The organism is Sphingomonas sp. CFBP 8760, assembly GCF_014841615.1.
Classification (GTDB): domain Bacteria; phylum Pseudomonadota; class Alphaproteobacteria; order Sphingomonadales; family Sphingomonadaceae; genus Sphingomonas.
In genome coordinates, this window is the sequence record NZ_JACYUG010000001.1 from 195813 (window position 1) to 213039 (window position 17227).

Annotated in this window: 19 protein-coding genes; 9 read left to right on the forward strand and 10 right to left on the reverse strand. The window is 67.8% G+C overall.

Going from position 1 to position 17227, the window contains the following annotated elements:
- Positions 1 to 126, reverse strand: coding sequence for a type B 50S ribosomal protein L36 (ykgO, locus tag IFT82_RS00905; protein WP_003046794.1), 126 nt, complete (start codon positions 124 to 126; stop codon positions 1 to 3).
- Between the two features lie 123 nt (positions 127 to 249).
- On the opposite strand from ykgO, the gene IFT82_RS00910 reads away from it, so the two are divergent.
- Genes IFT82_RS00910 through gpmA form a run of 4 tightly spaced genes read left to right on the forward strand, consistent with a single transcriptional unit; the run spans position 250 to position 3230 of the window.
- On the forward strand, positions 250 to 870 hold the full coding sequence (locus tag IFT82_RS00910) for a DUF4136 domain-containing protein (protein ID WP_192123489.1): 621 nt from the start codon (positions 250 to 252) through the stop codon (positions 868 to 870).
- The gene (locus IFT82_RS00915) at positions 867 to 2030 is read left to right on the forward strand and encodes a M14 family metallopeptidase (RefSeq protein ID WP_192123491.1); all 1164 of its coding nucleotides are present in this window, start codon (positions 867 to 869) and stop codon (positions 2028 to 2030) included. The genes IFT82_RS00910 and IFT82_RS00915 overlap by 4 nt, the downstream gene beginning before the upstream one ends.
- A gap of 13 nt (positions 2031 to 2043) precedes the next feature.
- Positions 2044 to 2520, forward strand: a complete 477-nt coding sequence (locus IFT82_RS00920; RefSeq protein WP_244646320.1) for a GNAT family N-acetyltransferase — start codon at positions 2044 to 2046, stop codon at positions 2518 to 2520.
- Between the two features lie 23 nt (positions 2521 to 2543).
- Positions 2544 to 3230: a 2,3-diphosphoglycerate-dependent phosphoglycerate mutase gene (gene gpmA, locus IFT82_RS00925; protein WP_192123493.1), complete on the forward strand. Its 687-nt coding sequence runs from the start codon at positions 2544 to 2546 to the stop codon at positions 3228 to 3230.
- An 80-nt stretch (positions 3231 to 3310) separates the two neighbouring features.
- On the opposite strand, the gene IFT82_RS00930 is transcribed toward gpmA, so the two are convergent.
- Complete coding sequence (locus tag IFT82_RS00930; protein ID WP_192123494.1) at positions 3311 to 3508, reverse strand: hypothetical protein; 198 nt, start codon at positions 3506 to 3508, stop codon at positions 3311 to 3313.
- A 135-nt stretch (positions 3509 to 3643) separates the two neighbouring features.
- On the opposite strand from IFT82_RS00930, the gene purE reads away from it, so the two are divergent.
- Genes purE through IFT82_RS00945 form a run of 3 tightly spaced genes read left to right on the forward strand, consistent with a single transcriptional unit; the run spans position 3644 to position 5868 of the window.
- Positions 3644 to 4123 carry a 5-(carboxyamino)imidazole ribonucleotide mutase gene (purE, locus tag IFT82_RS00935; RefSeq protein ID WP_342355009.1) on the forward strand — a complete coding sequence of 160 codons (480 nt, stop codon included), beginning with the start codon at positions 3644 to 3646 and terminating at the stop codon, positions 4121 to 4123.
- Positions 4120 to 5214 (forward strand): 5-(carboxyamino)imidazole ribonucleotide synthase, encoded by a 1095-nt coding sequence (locus IFT82_RS00940; RefSeq protein ID WP_192123496.1) that lies wholly within the window; start codon positions 4120 to 4122, stop codon positions 5212 to 5214. The genes purE and IFT82_RS00940 overlap by 4 nt, the downstream gene beginning before the upstream one ends.
- A gap of 9 nt (positions 5215 to 5223) precedes the next feature.
- Positions 5224 to 5868, forward strand: coding sequence for a peptidylprolyl isomerase (locus IFT82_RS00945; protein ID WP_192123498.1), 645 nt, complete (start codon positions 5224 to 5226; stop codon positions 5866 to 5868).
- Positions 5869 to 5990: 122 nt separating this feature from the next.
- Here IFT82_RS00945 and IFT82_RS00950 read toward each other — a convergent pair whose 3' ends face one another.
- From IFT82_RS00950 to IFT82_RS00965, 4 genes are all read right to left on the reverse strand, one after another.
- Positions 5991 to 7001, reverse strand: a complete 1011-nt coding sequence (locus tag IFT82_RS00950) for a sugar kinase (protein ID WP_192123501.1) — start codon at positions 6999 to 7001, stop codon at positions 5991 to 5993.
- 59 nt (positions 7002 to 7060) lie between these two features.
- Positions 7061 to 7816, reverse strand: a complete 756-nt coding sequence (kduD, locus tag IFT82_RS00955) for a 2-dehydro-3-deoxy-D-gluconate 5-dehydrogenase KduD (RefSeq protein ID WP_342355023.1) — start codon at positions 7814 to 7816, stop codon at positions 7061 to 7063.
- Between the two features lie 94 nt (positions 7817 to 7910).
- Complete coding sequence (kduI, locus tag IFT82_RS00960; RefSeq protein ID WP_192123505.1) at positions 7911 to 8750, reverse strand: 5-dehydro-4-deoxy-D-glucuronate isomerase; 840 nt, start codon at positions 8748 to 8750, stop codon at positions 7911 to 7913.
- Between the two features lie 138 nt (positions 8751 to 8888).
- Positions 8889 to 10202: a sugar MFS transporter gene (locus IFT82_RS00965; RefSeq protein WP_192123507.1), complete on the reverse strand. Its 1314-nt coding sequence runs from the start codon at positions 10200 to 10202 to the stop codon at positions 8889 to 8891.
- 117 nt (positions 10203 to 10319) lie between these two features.
- Here IFT82_RS00965 and IFT82_RS00970 point away from each other — a divergent pair, with 117 nt between their 5' ends.
- On the forward strand, positions 10320 to 11504 hold the full coding sequence (locus tag IFT82_RS00970) for an aldose epimerase family protein (RefSeq protein WP_192123509.1): 1185 nt from the start codon (positions 10320 to 10322) through the stop codon (positions 11502 to 11504).
- Between the two features lie 20 nt (positions 11505 to 11524).
- Positions 11525 to 13315: an IlvD/Edd family dehydratase gene (locus IFT82_RS00975; RefSeq protein ID WP_192123511.1), complete on the forward strand. Its 1791-nt coding sequence runs from the start codon at positions 11525 to 11527 to the stop codon at positions 13313 to 13315.
- A 55-nt stretch (positions 13316 to 13370) separates the two neighbouring features.
- Here the strand turns inward: IFT82_RS00975 and IFT82_RS00980 are convergent, their stop codons facing one another.
- From IFT82_RS00980 to IFT82_RS00995, 4 genes are all read right to left on the reverse strand, one after another.
- Complete coding sequence (locus tag IFT82_RS00980; RefSeq protein ID WP_192123513.1) at positions 13371 to 14201, reverse strand: formate/nitrite transporter family protein; 831 nt, start codon at positions 14199 to 14201, stop codon at positions 13371 to 13373.
- Positions 14202 to 14267: 66 nt separating this feature from the next.
- A complete protein-coding gene (locus IFT82_RS00985; RefSeq protein ID WP_199860268.1) occupies positions 14268 to 15191 on the reverse strand; it encodes a Gfo/Idh/MocA family protein in 924 nt (307 codons plus the stop codon).
- Positions 15191 to 16174 carry an AraD1 family protein gene (gene araD1, locus IFT82_RS00990; protein WP_274602199.1) on the reverse strand — a complete coding sequence of 328 codons (984 nt, stop codon included), beginning with the start codon at positions 16172 to 16174 and terminating at the stop codon, positions 15191 to 15193. The genes IFT82_RS00985 and araD1 overlap by 1 nt, the downstream gene beginning before the upstream one ends.
- Positions 16175 to 16294: 120 nt before the next feature.
- Positions 16295 to 17227 (reverse strand): amidohydrolase family protein, encoded by a 933-nt coding sequence (locus IFT82_RS00995; RefSeq protein WP_244646322.1) that lies wholly within the window; start codon positions 17225 to 17227, stop codon positions 16295 to 16297.

Below are 17227 nucleotides of genomic sequence, written 5' to 3' on the forward strand. Positions count from 1 at the left end.
TCAGCCCTGGCGTGCCTTGAACCGGCGGTTCGTCTTGTTGATGACATAGGTGCGCCCGCGACGACGGATCACGCGGTTATCGCGGTGACGGTCCTTGAGCGACTTCAGCGAATTGCGGATCTTCATGGGTTGCGCGCTTCTGTTGGAATGGTTCGGAAAGTGCTGGCACCTAGTGTTCGCAGGCGCTCAAGTCAAGCAACGGACCACCGGTTCCGTGCGTTCCGCCTTCGCAACGTTCATGAGGTATCGATGTCCATCCGCCCGACCGCCCTGCTTACCCCCGCCCTTCTCGCCGCCGGCCTCGCGCTGTCCGGTTGCGCCACGGGCGGCGCGCTGCCCCCGACCGAGGTGATCCGCTACCATCTGGGCGCCCCGCTCGATCGCGGTACGATCCGCGTCGAGCCGCTGACCGCCGGCACCGCCAGCATCGAGTTCAAGACCTATGCCGCCGCAGTCGAGACGCAATTGCTGCGCAACGGCTATACCCTGCCAGCGCCGGGTGCGCAGCCGCTGCTGGTGGCGACTGTCGGGTTCAACCGCGCCAACCGGCTGGGGCCGCCGCGCCAGTCGCCGGTCACGGTCGGGCTGGGCGGCGGATCGTTCGGCGGCGGGCGTGGTGGCGGCGTCGGTCTGGGCGGCGGCATCGGCTTCCCGATCGGCGGTGGCGGCGCGCGGGAACTGGTCGCGACCGAACTGGTGGTGACGATCAAGCGCCGACTCGACCAGTCCCCGGTCTGGGAGGGGCGCGCACAGGCGATCAGCGACCCGCGCAAGCCGGACGGCGATGCGGGGATGATGGCCGGAAAGCTGGCGACCGCGCTGTTCACGGGGTTTCCGGGAGAGTCGGGGCGCACTATCGAGGTGAAATGACGCTCACCACCTCAGCCCCCGCGCTGCCCGTCCCCACCATCAATGCCGCCTTTGACGGCGGCAACATCCAGGTTGTCTCGATCGACGACAGCGGCCCGGAAACCCGGATCGACCTGTCGATTGCCACGGATCGCGACTCGGATTTCTTCCAGTGGTTCTATTTCCGCCTCGCCGGCGTCGCGGTGGGGCGGACGGTGGTGTTCCGTATCCTGAACGCGGGCAGGTCGGCCTATCCGTTCGGCTGGCCCGGTTACAAGGTGCGTGGGTCGACCGACCGGACGGCATGGCGAATGCTCGACACCGGCTATGCCGACGGGGTGCTGGAATGGAGATGGACCGCGCAGGCGCCGCTGGCGTGGTTCGCCTATTTTCAGCCCTATACGATGGAGCAGCACGAGGCGCTGGTCGCCCGGATCGCACAGGCGCCGGGCGTGTCGCACCGCGAACTGGGGCAGAGCCTTGACGGGCAGGCGATCGATTACCTGCGGATCGGCACCGGTCGCAAGCAGGTGTGGCTCTATGGTCGCCAGCATCCCGGCGAATCGATGACCGAATGGTGGATGGAAGGCGCGCTGGAACGGCTGACCGATCCCGCCGATCCGGTGACGCGCGATCTGCTGGCGAAGGCCACCTTCCACGTCGTGCCCAACATGAACCCGGACGGCACCCGGCGCGGCCATCTGCGCACCAATGCGGCGGGCGTGAACCTGAACCGCGAATGGCATGCCCCCTCGCCCGAACGCAGTCCCGAGGTACTGGGCGTGCGCGCCATGATGGATGCGACCGGCGTCGACGTGGCGATGGACATCCATGGCGACGAGGCGATCCCCGCGAACTTCATCGCCGGGTTCGAGGGCATCCCGTCCTGGACCGACGAACATGGCGGGAAATTCTACGAATTCGGCCGCCGGCTTGCGGCGCATACCCCCGATTTCCAGACCGAGCAGGGCTATCCCCGATCGGCGCCGGGCACCGCCAACCTGTCGATGTCGACCAACCAGCTTGCCGAGCGGTTCGGCGCGGTGTCGATGACGCTGGAGATGCCGTTCAAGGATCACGACCCCAATGCCGATCCGGAATTCGGTTGGAACGGCGAACGGTCGAAGAAGCTGGCCCATGCGATGCTGGAGACGCTGGCCGGCATGATCGACGAGATATGACCGACGGCCCCATATGACCGACCACCTCGTCATCCGGCCCGACGATCCCGGCGCGGCGCATGTCGCGGATTTGCTGGCCTACCATCTGGCCGAAGTGCGCGGTCACATGCGCGACTTCGCCTTCGCGCTCGATGCGAACGGATTGTCGGCCCCTGGCGTCTCCTTCTGGACGGCGTGGCGGGGCGATGGGCTGGTCGGCTTCGCGGCGCTGAAGCGGCTGGACGACGAGGCCGCGGAACTGAAATCGATGCGCGCGGCACCTGCCGCGCGGGGCACCGGCGTGGGCCGCGCGCTGCTGGCGCATGTCGTCGCCGTCGCCCGGTCGCGGGGGTATCGCCGCCTCTGTCTCGAAACCGGCACGGCGGCGCTGCACGCACCGGCGGTCGCGCTGTATCGCAGCGCCGGCTTCATGGACTGTCCGCCCTTTGCCGACTATCAGCCCAGCCCGCACAACCAGTTCATGACGCTGCCGCTCCAAGGCGGTTCATGACGCTCCCGCTCGAAGGAAACCGTATGCCTCAGCTCGTCCTCATCCGTCACGGCCAGTCCAGCTGGAATCTGGAAAACCGCTTCACCGGCTGGTGGGATGTCGACGTGACCGAGCAGGGCGCGCGCGAGGCGAAGGCGGCGGGCGAATTGATGGCGGCGAAGGGCCTCGATTTCGACCAGACCTTCACCAGCCTCCAGCTGCGCGCGATCAAGACGCTGAACATCGCGCTGGAAGCGATGGGCCGCCTCTGGCTGCCGACCGAGAAGCACTGGCGGCTGAACGAACGCCATTACGGTGGCCTCACCGGCCTCGACAAGGCGGAGACGGTGGCCAAGCACGGTGAGGCGCAGGTGAAGATCTGGCGCCGCAGCTTCGACGTGCCGCCGCCGCTGGGCGAGCCGGGCGGCGCGTTCGACCTGTCGAACGACCGTCGCTATGCGGGCATCCCCATCCCGCAGACCGAAAGCCTGAAGGACACGATCGCCCGCGTCCTGCCCTATTGGGACGATCGCATCGCCCCGGCGCTGCGCGACGGGCAGCGCGTGCTGATCTCCGCTCACGGCAATTCGCTGCGCGCGCTGGTGAAGCACCTGTCGAACATCCCCGACGACGAGATCACCGGGCTGGAAATCCCCACCGGCCAGCCGATCGTCTACGAACTGGACAATGACCTGACCCCGACCGACCGCTATTATCTCAGCGAGCGTTGATCGGCCGATCAGGTTACCTGTTTTCCACCACCCCGGCGCAGGCCGGGGTGGTGGAATTTCCATCGACGTCGCGCTGCCGATCAGAGTGCGTCGATTGCAGCCTTTAGAGCCTCTCTGGCCAAGGCGCGGGCTTTGGCATCAACCTGATCCATCGTGAGGGAGCCAGTATCCCCCAGTTCGATCTGATTGATGTGGACGTAAGCGCCATCCGGGATTTTCAAAGCGATGCTTGCGGTATCGTTGGTCGTATCGATGCTGATAGTCGGGTTTGGTGTCATTCTCGGTCTCCTTGCCTCGCCATTCGCAGATGAATCAATCAAACGCAGCCTCAACCCGGTCCGGATCGGACATAAAACCAACCGTTGCCCCGCCCTTCCCGCATCGCTAGTCAGCCCGCTTCCGTGGAGGGCAATGTGACAGCGCAGGTCGGCATCATCATGGGCTCGACGTCCGATTGGGACACGATGCACCATACCGCCACGACGCTCGATACGCTCGGCGTCGCGTACGAGACGAAGGTGGTGTCCGCGCACCGTACCCCGCACCGGCTCGTTGATTACGCGACGACGGCGGCCGATCGCGGCTTGCAGGTGATCGTGGCGGGCGCCGGCGGCGCGGCGCACCTGCCGGGCATGGCGGCGGCGATGACGCATCTGCCGGTGCTGGGCGTGCCGGTGGAATCCAAGGCGCTGAAGGGCATGGATAGCCTGCTCTCGATCGTGCAGATGCCCGGCGGCATCCCCGTCGGCACGCTGGCGATCGGCAAGGCCGGCGCGATCAACGCCGCGCTGCTCGCCGCCGCGATCCTCGCCTTGGCGGACCTGGCCCTGGCGGAACGGCTGAAGGCATGGCGCGCGGCCCAGACCGACGGCGTCGCGGTCGACCCGGCATGATCGCGCCCGGCGGCACGATCGGCATCCTGGGCGGCGGGCAGCTTGGCCGGATGCTCGGCGTCGCGGCGGCGCAGCTCGGCTATCGCACGCATGTGCTGGCGCCGGACCGCGAAAGCGTGGCGGCACAGACCGCGTCGAGCATGACCCGCGCCGACTACCACAACCGCATCGTGCTGGCCGATTTCGCCGCCGCCTGCGACGTGGTGACCTACGAGTTCGAGAATATCGCGCTGGCCCCGGTCGAATGGCTGGCCGAGCGCGTGCCCGTCCATCCCCATCCCCGCGCGCTGGCGGCGGCGCAGGAACGGATCGCCGAGAAACGCTTCGTCGAGCGGGTCGGTGGCCGGCCGGCGCGCTGGGCGGCGGTCGACAGCCTCGCCACGCTGGAGGCGGCGATCGCCGAGGTGGGCACCCCGGCGGTGCTGAAGACCGCGCGGTTCGGCTATGACGGCAAGGGACAGGTGCGCCTCTCCTCGCCCGAGGATGCGACGGAAGCATGGGCGGCGATCGGCGGTCCGGCGGTGCTGGAGGCGTTCGTGCCGTTCGAGCATGAATTCTCGATCCTGATCGTGCGCGGGCAGGACGGCGATACCCGCCGCTACGACGCCCCGCTCAACATCCATCATGACGCGATCCTGCGCACCTCCACCCTGCCTGCGCCGCCGGCGGTGCTGGCGCAGGTGGAGGAGGCCAGCGCGCTGGCCTGCCGGATCGCGGCCGAACTGGACTACGTCGGCGTGCTGGCCTGCGAGTTCTTCGCGACCCCCGAAGGCCCGGTGTTCAACGAGATGGCGCCCCGCGTCCACAATAGCGGCCACTGGACGATCGAGGGGGCCGAAACCTCGCAGTTCGAGAATCATATCCGCGCGATCTGCGGCCTGCCGCTCGGATCGACCGCGCTCACCGGGCGGGAGGTGACGATGCGCAACCTGATCGGCGACGACGACTGGCAAGGCGTGCTGGCCACGCCGGGCGAACATCTCCACCTCTATGGCAAGGGCACCGCCCGGCCGGGCCGCAAGATGGGCCACGTCACCACGGTGAACAGGCGCGCGGATCGCGGCGTGGCGGAAAGCGACGTGACCGGATAGGAACGTGGCATGAACGCCCGCCTGATGCTCCTCGCCTGTTCGCTGCTCACCATCGCGGCCGCGCCGCAAACGGCACCGCCGCCGGCACCCGCACCGTCACCCACCGCCGCACCCCGCCCCTATGCGACCATCGCAGTGACGATCACCACCACCGAGGGGCCGATCACGCTGGCGCTCGAACGGGAGCGTGCGCCGATCACCACCGCCAATTTCCTGCGTTACGTCGATAAAAAGCGGTTCGACGGTACCGCTTTCTACCGTGCGATGCCGCTGGGGGAGAGCGCGGGGCTGATCCAGGGCGGCGTGCGCAATCGCAGCGACCTGATCCTGCCGCCGATCGCACACGAGCCGACGACGACGACCGGGCTGACGCATGACGATGGCGCGATCTCGCTGGCGCGGGCGGCGCCGGGCAGCGGACGCGGCGATTTCTTCATCGTGGTGGGATCGGTGCCGACCCTCGACGCCAATCCGGCGGCGAGCGGCGACAAGCTGGGCTATGCCGCGTTCGGCCACGTTACCGCCGGCATGGACATCGTCCGCCGCATCCTCCGCGCCCCGACCGCCGCCGGTGGCCCGCCGGGCATGACGGGGCAGATCCTGTCGGCCCCGGTGAAGATCGTCAGCGTGCGGCGGGTGGTGGCGAGGCGTTAGACACCGCCTTGACCCCTTCCGTCATTGCGGGCGCAGCGAAGCGATCCAGAGCGTAACACGCTGGGCTGTGGATTGCTTCGCTACGCTCGCAATGACGATCGAGCGAGACGGGTGAGGGGTTCCTACCGCCGCACGTCCAGTCCGCCCGCCAGATAGGCGTCGAGATCGGCCTGCCGGAACAGCCCGGCATCACCCGGCAGCGAATGCTTGAGCGCCGCCAGCGCCACGCCGGTCGCGGCGGCCTGCGCAATGTCGTGTCCCGATCGCAAGGCGTGGAGCACGCCGGCGGCGAAGGCGTCACCGCCGCCGATCCGGTCGACGATCCCGGCCAGCACGACCTCCTCGGTCTGCGCGGTGCCGTCGCGCGTGTCGATGCGCGCGGCGATGCGGTGGAGATCGACATGCTCGACATGCCGCGCGGTCGACGCGATCGTCTGCAGGCGCGGAAAGGCTTCGAACGCCGCCTCGGCGGCATGGCGGCGGCGGTCCTCGCCATCCCCGGAGAAGTCGTCGCGACCGAGCAGCAGCGCGATATCGCGGTGGTTGCCGAACATCAGGTCGGCATGGGCGACCAGTTCGGTCAGGATCGCGCGCGGGTTCGAATCCCACCGCTCCCACAATTTGCCGCGCCAGTTGCCGTCGAACGACACCGGGATGCCGCGATCGGTGGCGGCGCGGGCGGCGGCGATCGCGCTGTCGGCCGGCACCGGCCCCAGCGCGGGGGTGATGCCCGACAGGTGCAGCCGGTCGACCCCCGCCAGCAGCACGTCCCAGTCCCATGCCGCCACCGGCGCCTGCGCGAACGAGGACCATGCCCGGTCGTAGATCACCTCGGTCGCGCGCATCCCGGCGCCCGAGGTGACGAAATACAGCCCCATGCGATCGCCACCCAGCGCGATCGTACCGGTATCGACGCCGTGTCCGCGCAGGGTGGAAATCGCGGCACGACCCAGATCGTTGTCGGGTACGAGCGTGGCGATGCCGGCATCATGGCCCAGCTTCGCCAACTGGGTGACGACGTTCGCCTCCGCCCCCGCGACCCACACGTCGAACCGGGGCGTCTGCATCAGCAGCTCGCGGCCGGGGGGCGACAGGCGCAGCATGATCTCGCCGAACGCCAGAAACTTCGCCATGCCCTACTCCCTTGCGGCGCCCCGGCGCCTTGTTACCCCGCCACCGGCGGGGGCCGTGGTTACCGTGCCAGCCAGCCGCCATCGACGGCCAGGATATGACCCTGCACGTAATTCGCCGCGCCGCTGGCGAGGAACACCGCCGCGCCGCCCAGATCGTCGGCATTGCCCCAGCGCGCGGCGGGGATGCGGTCGAGGATCGATTTGTTGCGCGCCTCGTCCGCCTGCAGCGCCGCGGTGTTGTTGGTGGCGATATAGCCCGGTGCGATCGCGTTGACGTTGATGCCCTTGCCCGCCCATTCATTGGCCAGCAGCTTGGTCAGCCCGCCGATCCCGCTCTTGGACGCGGTGTAGCTCGGCACGCGGATGCCGCCCTGGAAGGTCAGCATCGACGCGATGTTGATGATCTTGCCGCCGCCGTTAGCGATCATATGCCGACCGGCGGCCTGGCACAGGAAGAACACCGATTTCAGGTTGGTGTCGACGACCGCGTCCCAATCCTCCTCGCTGAAATCGACCGCGTCGGCGCGGCGGATGATGCCGGCGTTGTTGACGAGGATGTCGAGCCCGCCCAGCTTCGCGACCGTCTCGTCGACGACGCGACCGACCGGCTCGATCGTGGAGAGATCGGCGGATATCACCTCCGCCTTGCGGCCGAGCGCACGGATTTCGGCGACGGTTTCCTCGGCCGGGGTACGACCGACACAGGCCACGTCCGCCCCGGCGGCGGCCAGCGCGACGGCGATGGCCTGACCGATGCCGGTATTGGCGCCGGTGACAATGGCGACCTTGTCGGTCAGATCGAAGGGATTGGTAATCATCATCATCTCCTCCCCCGCCGGTGGCGGCAGGGGTCGAGGGGGAGCATGCGGAACGACGCCCCCTCCCGTCGGACGGGAGGGAGCGTGCCGGTTACGCCAGCTGACAGATGTCGAGGACGTTCATGTCGGTATAATCCTGATTCTCGCCCGCCATCGCCCAGATGAAGGCATAGGCGCGCGTGCCGGAACCCATATGGACCGACCAGGGCGGTGAGATCACCGATTCCTCGTTGCCGACGACGATGTGGCGCATCGCATCGCCCTCGCCCATGTAATGGAACACCTTGTCGTTGTCGGTCGGCAGCTCGAAGTAGAAATAGATCTCGCTGCGGCGCTCGTGGATGTGCGGGGGCATCGTGTTCCAGACGCTGCCCGGCTTCAGGACGGTCAGCCCCATCACCAGCTGCGCCGAATCGCAGACGCCGGGGATCACGAGCTGGAAGATCGTCCGCTCGTTCGATTCCTCCAGGCTGCCACGCTCCAGCGCGTTGGCATCGGCGATGCCCAGCTTGCGGGTGGTGAACGCCTTGTGCGCGGGGCACGACGCCAGATAGTAACGCGCGCCCGCGCCGGCGAACTCGACATCGGTCGCGCCCATCGTGACGTACAGGCAGTCCTTGTTGCCCAGCGTGAAGCTTTCGCCATCGACGGTGACGGTGCCCTCGACCTCGCCGACGTTGACGATCGCCAGCTCGCGGCGTTCGAGGAAGGGGTGACCCTCCGCCGACTTCGGCTCGGTCTGCGTCGGCAACTTCACCGGCGCGCCGGCCACGGCGACGCCGCCGATCACGAAACGGTCGGCATGGGTGTAGTTCAGCACGCACTCACCGTCGCGGAACAGCCCCTGGATCAGGTAACGGTCGCGCAGTTCGTCGTTGGAGACGCACTCCATCATGTCGGGATGCGTGGCGTAATAGGTGCGGTCGAACATCGTGTCACTCCGGTTTCGGCGGGGCCGGAGGCCACTCGCCCTGACAGGGGGACGCCGGGCCGGCCGCCCCGTCAGGAGCGGCCGTCACCACGGCGCTTGTGCGTCACATCGCACATGCTGGAATGTTTTCCCAAATGATTATTGCGGGTCGGCAGCCGCCTCGTCCGGGAAGGCGTTGGTCGGCTTGCTGCCCCACAAGGCATAGAAGAGAATATACAATTCGCAGATCGCGGTCAGGACGAAGGACAGCTGCAGGCCATATTCGTCGGCCAGCCAGCCCTGCACCGCGACCAGCGCGCCACCGGCGATCGCCATGATGAGCAGGCCCGAGCCCTCCTCGGTCAACGGCCCCAGCCCCTTGATGCCGAGCGTGAAGATCGTCGGGAACATGATCGAGTGGAACAGCCCGACGAGGATCAGCGACCACATCGCGACATGCCCGGTCGTCACCACCGTGATCGACATCACGATGAACGCGCCGATCGAGAAGAACGCCAGCACCTTGTCAGCCGCCACCTTCTGCATGATCGCGGAGCCGGCGAACCGGCCGATCATCATGCCGCCCCACAGGAACGTCAGGTAACGCCCTGCCTGTTCGGTGGTCATGTTGCCGATGTCGGGACGGCTGACGAAGTTCACGAACAGGTTGCCGACGCCGATCTCGGCGATCAGGTAGATGAATATCGCGGGGATGCCGAACACCAGGTTGCGATGCTTCCACAGCGAATGGTTCTTGCGATCCGCCTTAGCGACGCGGCTGGTGGCCGATCCCATCGCCGGCAGGGGGAAGCGGGCGATGATGATCGCCAGCACGACCAGCACGATCGCGACCAGCGCATAGGGCAGGACGACCGACTGCGCGTCGGCCAGCCGCTCCGCCTGGGTCAGGACGGTCCCCGCCTCCGCGGTGCCGCCTTTCGACCGGCCGAGGATCAGGTACGCACCGAACAGCGGCGCAAGCATCGTGCCCGCCGAGTTCAGCGCCTGCACCAGATTGAGCCGCGACGACGCGGTCTTGGGCGACCCCAGCACGGTGACATACGGGTTGGCCGCGACCTGCAAGAGCGTGATGCCGCTGGCGATCACGAACAGCATGACCAGCGTGACCCCATAGGACGGGATGCTGGCGGCCAGGATCATGCCGAGCGCACCGGCCGCCATGATGAGCAGCCCCACGACCAGCGATTTCTGGTAGCCGATCCGCTCGATCAGCTTGGCCGACGGGATCGAGGCGAAGAAATAGGCGATGAACCACACGCTTTCGATCAGCGCCGCCTGGAAATAGCTGAGTTCGAATACGCTGCGCAGATGCGGCAGCAGCGTCCCGTTGATGACGGTGATGAAGCCCCACATGAAGAACAGGCTGGCGAGCAGCCCAAGCGCGCGGCCGTAACTGGCCCCCGGCGCGGCCGATGCCGTATAGGCGGTACTGGTTCCCACTGGTCCGGCCATCTGGCGGTCCTCCCTTTGAATACGTTCCGGTTTGCCCGGCGATCGCCACCCCACTGGCATGGCCGCGCCCCGACGTCGAGGCTTGCCCCCGATCATCTTGTCAGACTATAAGTCCGCATGAGCAACGTCAACGGCCGGGAACGGGCCGATCAGGGAGAGCCCAACGTGAACATCCTGCCCGCGGCCGGTGCCGCCGCCCTCGCGCTTGCCGGCGCCGCCACCGCCCAGGCGGAGGTTAAGCGTGCGCCCTTCGGCACGCTGGCCGATGGCCGTGCGGTCGAATCGGTCACGCTGACCAACGGCAAGGGCGTCACCGCCCGGATCATCAGCTACGGCGCGATCCTGCAGTCGGTCGAGGCGCCCGACCGCACCGGCAAGATCGCCGAGATCACGCTGGGCTATGACAGCATCGACGGCTATCTGAAGGCGCCGAATTATTTCGGTGCCACCGTTGGCCGTTATGCCAACCGGATCGCGAACGGCCGCTTCGCGATCGACGGCAAGACGTACACGCTGGCGCAGAACAACGGCGTCAACGCCCTGCACGGCGGCAAAGTCGGGTTCGACAAGGTGCTGTGGCGGATCGTCGCGGTGAAGGACGGCCCCGCCCCCGCCGTCACCCTCGCCTATACCGCCGCCGATGGCGAGGAGGGCTATCCCGGCAAACTCGACGTCACCGCCACCTACACGCTGGGCGCTGACAACGCGCTGACCGTGGAATACAAGGCGACGACCGACAAGCCGACGATCGTCAACATCACCAACCACAGCTTCTTCAACCTGTGGGGCGAGGCATCCGGCAAGCAGATCGTCAGCCATGTGCTGACCATGCCCGCCGCGCAGTTCACGCCCGTAGGCGAGACGCTGATCCCCACCGGCGAGCGTCGTTCCGTGGCGAACACGCCGTTCGATTTCCGCGCCCCCCGCGTGATCGGCGACCGCATCCGCGACGGGCGCGACGACCAGATCCGCATCGGCCAGGGCTATGACCACAACTATATTCTCGGCGCCCCCGATGCGAAGGGAATGCGGCTCGCCGCGCGGGTGGAGGAGCCGGGCACCGGCCGGGTGATGGAGGTTTCCACCAACCAGCCCGGCGTCCAGTTCTACACTGGCAACTTCCTCGACGGCACCGCGATCGGCCGTTCCGGCCTCGCCTATCGTCAGTCCGACGGACTGGCGCTGGAGCCGCAGGTGTTCCCCGACACGCCCAACCAGCCCGCGCTCGGTTCCGCCCGGCTCGACCCCGGCCAGACCTATCGCAGCGTCATCGTCTATCGCTTCTCGACCAGCGCCCGCTGATCCAACCCGGACCTGCCTTCATGACCGATCCCACCCCCTTGCGTAGCCGTGCCTGGTTCGACAACCCGGCCAATATCGATATGACCGCGCTCTATCTGGAGCGGTACCTGAACTTTGGCCTGTCGCTGGAGGAACTGCGTTCCGGCAAGCCGATCATCGGCATCGCCCAGACCGGCAGCGACCTGTCCCCCTGCAACCGCCATCATCTGGTGCTGGCGGAACGGGTACGCGACGGCATCCGCGACATGGGCGGCATCCCGCTGGAATTCCCGGTCCATCCGATCCAGGAAACCGGCAAACGGCCGACCGCCGGGCTGGACCGCAACCTCGCCTATCTGGCGCTGGTCGAGGTGCTGTACGGCTATCCGCTCGACGGCGTGGTGCTGACGATCGGCTGCGACAAGACGACGCCGGCGTGCCTGATGGCCGCCGCCACCGTCAACATCCCAGCGATCGCGCTGTCGGTCGGCCCAATGCTGAACGGCTGGCACAAGGGCGAGCGGACCGGGTCGGGCACGATCGTGTGGAAGGCGCGGCAGATGCTGGCCGCGGGCGAGATCGACGATGCGGAATTCATCCGCCTCGTCGCGTCGTCGGCGCCGTCGACCGGCTATTGCAACACGATGGGCACCGCCACCACGATGAACTCGCTGGCCGAGGCGCTGGGCATGTCGCTGCCCGGCTCCGCCGCGATCCCCGCCCCCTACCGCGACCGGCAGGAAGTGGCATGGCGCACCGGCAAGCGCATCGTCGAGATGGTCGCCGAGGATCTGAAGCCCTCCGACATCCTGACCAAGCCCGCGTTCCACAACGCGATCCGCGTCAATTCCGCGATCGGCGGATCGACCAACGCACCGATCCACCTGGCGGCGATCGCCCGCCATATCGGCGTCGACCTGCCGCTGAAGGACTGGGAGACGGAGGGGCACAAGGTGCCGCTGCTGGTCAACCTGCAACCGGCGGGCGAATATCTGGGCGAGGATTACTACCATGCCGGCGGCGTGCCGGCGGTGGTGAACCAGCTGATGGGCCAGGGCATGATCCATGAGGACGCGCTGACCGTCAACGGCCGCACCATGGGCGACAATTGCCGGGGCGCCACGATCGAGGACGACAAGGTCATCCGCCCGTTCGACCGGCCGCTGAAGGAGGATGCCGGCTTCATCGTGCTGTCGGGCAACCTGTTCGACGCGGCGGTGATGAAGACATCGGTGATCGGCCCCGAATTCCGGGACCGCTATCTCTCCAACCCCGACGATCCCGAGGCGTTCGAGGGGCCGGCGGTCGTGTTCGACGGGCCGGAGGATTACCACCACCGCATCGACGATCCCGCGCTCGGCATCACGCCGGAAACGCTGCTGTTCATGCGCGGTGCCGGGCCGATCGGTTATCCGGGCGCGGCCGAGGTCGTGAACATGCGCCCGCCGGCGTACCTCATCACCGAGGGTATCCATGCGCTGCCCTGCATCGGCGACGGTCGCCAGTCGGGCACGTCGGGCTCGCCCTCGATCCTCAACGCCAGCCCGGAAGCGGCGGCGGGCGGCACGCTGGCGCTGCTGCGCACCGGCGACCGCGTGCGGATCGACCTGAACAAGGGCACCGCCGACGTGCTGATCCCGCTGGAGGAACTGGCGGAACGGCGCGCGGCGTTGCAGGCGACGGGCGGCTATGCCTATCCCGCCTCGCAGACCCCGTGGCAGGAAATCCAGCGCGCCACCGTCGGCCAGATGAATACCGGCGCGATCCTGGAAGGGGCCGAAAAATACCAGCGTATCGCCCAGACCAAGGGCCTGCCGCGCGACAATCACTGACCGGCAGCACGCCCCGCTGACGGCCCCGTCCCGGTCCTGATGACCGGGCGGGCCGTCAGCCCCGCCCGTTGTCCGTCGGGGGGTTGTCCGTCGGCTCCCCATGCACCTGTCCGTGCGCGAGTAGCGCGAACAGCCCCGCCCCGCCGATCAGGTTGCCGGCCACCGCCGGCGCGATCAGGCTGCCCAGCGCGCGTGCGGCATCGATCTGCCCCGCCCACAGCAGCGTGAACGCCTCCGCCGACCCCACTACCGAATGGCTCAGCCCCGCCGCGCCAACGATATAGGTCAGGGTGGCGATCACCCAGAATGATTGCTCGCGCGCATTGGGCAGCAGCCACGCGATGCCCGCGATCAGGAACCCGGCCGGTATGGCGGTCCGGAAGGTCGACAGCGCATCGTGTTCGAGGATCGCGGCGGACACCGCCACCATCCCGTCCCGCAACGCCGGATCGACCAGCGGCAACCCGGTCAGCGCCAACGTGGCGATCGCGGTGCCCGTCAGATTGGCGACGAGCACCAGCCCCCATAGCCGCAATGTCCGCCGCGCCTTCCGCCAGGACGGGCGGGTGACGAGCGGCAACATCGCGGTGATGGTGCTTTCGGTGAAGAACTGCATCCGGCCGAGGATCACGATCAGGAAACCGACCGGATAGCCGAGGCTGACGAGCAACGGCTGCCACGGCGTCGCTGCGGTCATGTCGTGGATCACCGCCTCCGCCAGCAGCGACGCGGTGATGGCGAGGCCGGCGGCCAGCGCCGACCACAACAGCGATGCGGTCGGCCGATCCAGTTCCGCCTCGCCTTCCTCGCGTACCGCACGATGGACCTGCCTGGCGTCGGCCGCCTTCAGTTCCTCGATATCGTCGCCGCCGGTCTGATCCATCATCCCCCAACGGGCGGTGGCGGCAATCGGCTCCGCTGCGCCGCCGCTGATCGGATCGACCCCGCCGGATCAGTAGTGGAAGTCCTCCACCGTCACCCGCCGCCCCTTCATGAAGGCATCGGCGACATGCGCCAGCGGCACGGTATCGGCGTCCACCGCGCCACCGTCGCCGATCAGCCCGGCGAAGCGGGCGTAAAGCCCGCGATATTCGGCCTCCGGCTCCGTCGTCTTCAGCTCGCCGTCGACCCATAGTTCGTTGCCACCCTTGGCGAGCAGCATCGTGCCCGCTTCGGTCTGGGCATGGACATCCCAGTTGTGGGGGCCAGGCTGGCGGAAATCGAACGTCGCGCCGATCGGCAGACCCGTGGCATCGGTATAGGCCAGATCGGCCGCGATCGGCGCATGCCGGTTGGCGGGATATTCCAGCACCGCCTCACGCAGGAAAAAGGGCCGCGGCAGCAGCGCGGTCAGCACCGACAGCGCGTTGATGCCGGGATCGAACACCCCCAGCGCACCCTGTTCCCACAGCCATTCCTGGCCGGGATGCCACACGCGCACGTCCTCCTTCCACACCGCCTGGATGCCGTGGATCGTCGTCGCGGCCAGCCAGTCGCGCGCCGCGTCCATCGCCGCACCGTAACGGGAATGCCAGCTGGCGAACAACGTCACGCCCCGCTCGCGCGCCAGATCGGCCAGCGCCACCACCTCCGCCTGCGTGGTGCCGGGCGGCTTTTCGAGGAAGACGTGCTTGCCCGCCTCGATCGCCAGCTTCGCCGCGTCGTAGCGGACGTGCGGCGGCTGGCAAAGCGCGACCGCGTCGACCTGTTCGCCGTCCAGCATGGCCTCGATCGAGGTATAGGCGGGGATACCCTCGACACTGCCCTGACGGCTGGCGGTGCAGACCAGTTCATAGGCGGGCGATGCCTTGATCGCGGGAATATGCTGGTCGTGCGCGATTTTGCCCACACCGACCAGCCCGAGCCGGATCGTCATCAGAGCGCCCTCACCGAGACCGGTTCCGCCGCCTCGATCGCGATCGGGTTGCGCAGCGGCAGCGCGAAGGGTGCCGCCTCGATCTCGAACACGTCGCCGGCCTGCGTCGTCACGCCATCGCTGAACGACAGGGTGGCGGTGCCGAAGAAGTGGACGTGGACATCGCCGGGCGAGCGGAACACGCCGTATTTGAAGTGATGATGCTCCAGATTGGCGATGCTGTGCGACATGTTCGCCTCGCCCGACAGGAACGGCTTCTCCCACAGCGTCTCGCCCTCGCGGACGATGCGGCTGGTGCCGATCACCTCCTGCGGCAGGTCGCCGACCAGCAGTTCCGGCCCGACCGCGGCGGGACGCAGCTTGGAATGCGCCAGCCACAGGTAATTGCCGCGTTCGGTGACATGGTCGGAAAATTCGTTGGCCAGCGCGAAGCCGAGCCGCACCGGCGTCCCGTCGCCCGCCACCAGATAGATGCCGGCGATCTCGGGCTCCTCGCCTGCATCCTTCGCAAAGGCGGGCGAGCGCAGCGGCGCGCCGGGGGCGACGAGGCCGTGGCCGTTACCCTTGTAGAACCATTCCGGCTGGGCGCCGACGGTGCCATCGGCGGGCTTGCCGCCTTCCACGCCCATCAGGAACATCTTCATCGAATCGGTCGGTGCGGCGTCCGCCTTGGCGGCGCGGTGCATCTGGTCACGTCCCTCCGCCGAACCGAGATGCGTCAGGCCGGTGCCGGTCAGCACGCAATGCGCGGGATCGTCATGATCGATCGGCGGCAACAGCGTGACGGTGCCAAGATCGACCACCTCGCCCAGCCCCGCCGCCGCGACGGCATCGGCCAGGCCATGCCCGGCATCGATCGCCCCCTGCGCCAGGGCGCGCGTGGTTTCCACGCCGGTGACACGGCGGGGAACGCGATCCTCGCCCAGCGCCGCGACGCCCCGCACACCCGATCCATCCCGAAATTGCAGCAACGACAGGCGCATTGGCCATCCTCTCCCTTGCAGGCCCTCGGCCTATTACTCGGACAAGTCGTAGCGGGTTGATCGTGGAGGGGCAAGATGGCTGGCGTCAGGGCGATCCCGTACCGGTTGCCGGGTGCGGGATCAGACCCCCAGCCCCAGCCGGTACACCCGGTCCGCGTTACGCCCCCACATCGCCCGGCGTTCATTCTCGGAATAGCCAGCGATGATCGCGGCATAGGCATCCAGCGTGGCATCGAACGTACCGAACAGCCGGTCGGTGGGAAAATCGCTCGCGATCAGGCAGCGGTCCGGCCCGAACAGGTCGATCGTCTCCGCGATCCACGGCCGCGCGTCGTCCACGCGCCACAGCCGCTGCACGAAGCCGAAACCGGATATCTTCACTGCCACCTGCGGCAGCGCGGCGAGCGCGGCCATGCCGGTGCGCCACTGTGCGCGACCATCGGGATCGTCGGCCACCGGCATTCCCAGATGATTGATGACGACCGGGGTATCGGGATGCGCCGCCAGCAACCGGGCGAGCGCCGGAAACTGGCCCGGATACGCCTGCAGGTCGAACGACAGGCCGTATTTGCCCAGCAGTGCGAAGCCGCGTGCCCAGTCGGGATGATCGGTGATGTCGCGCGCCGTATAGGTTCGGCGCGGATTGGCGTGCCAGTTGACGATATGGCGGATGCCGCGCACCCGGCCATGCCCGGCATGGGCCGCCAGCAGCGTCTCGACCTCCGGATCGTCCAGCGCGGCGAAGGCGACGATGCCGGTCGGCAGGCCGCCCTTGTCGGCCAGTCCCTCCAGCCATTCGGTTTCCGCCAGCGCGTGCGCCGCGTCGGCGCCGGCATCGACATGGACGATGCCGGCGACGGTCCAGTTCGTCGCTTCGGCGCGGTAATCGGCAGGCAGATAGGTCGTCGCGATCGCCTCGACACTGCCATTGGGACCGTCGTCGCCGAACGGCCCGGTCAGCCACGGATAGCGGAGATGGTCGAGGTCCCACAGATGGACATGGGCATCGACGAACGGGATGTCTCGCATCCACTCGGGCGGGATGTCGCGCAT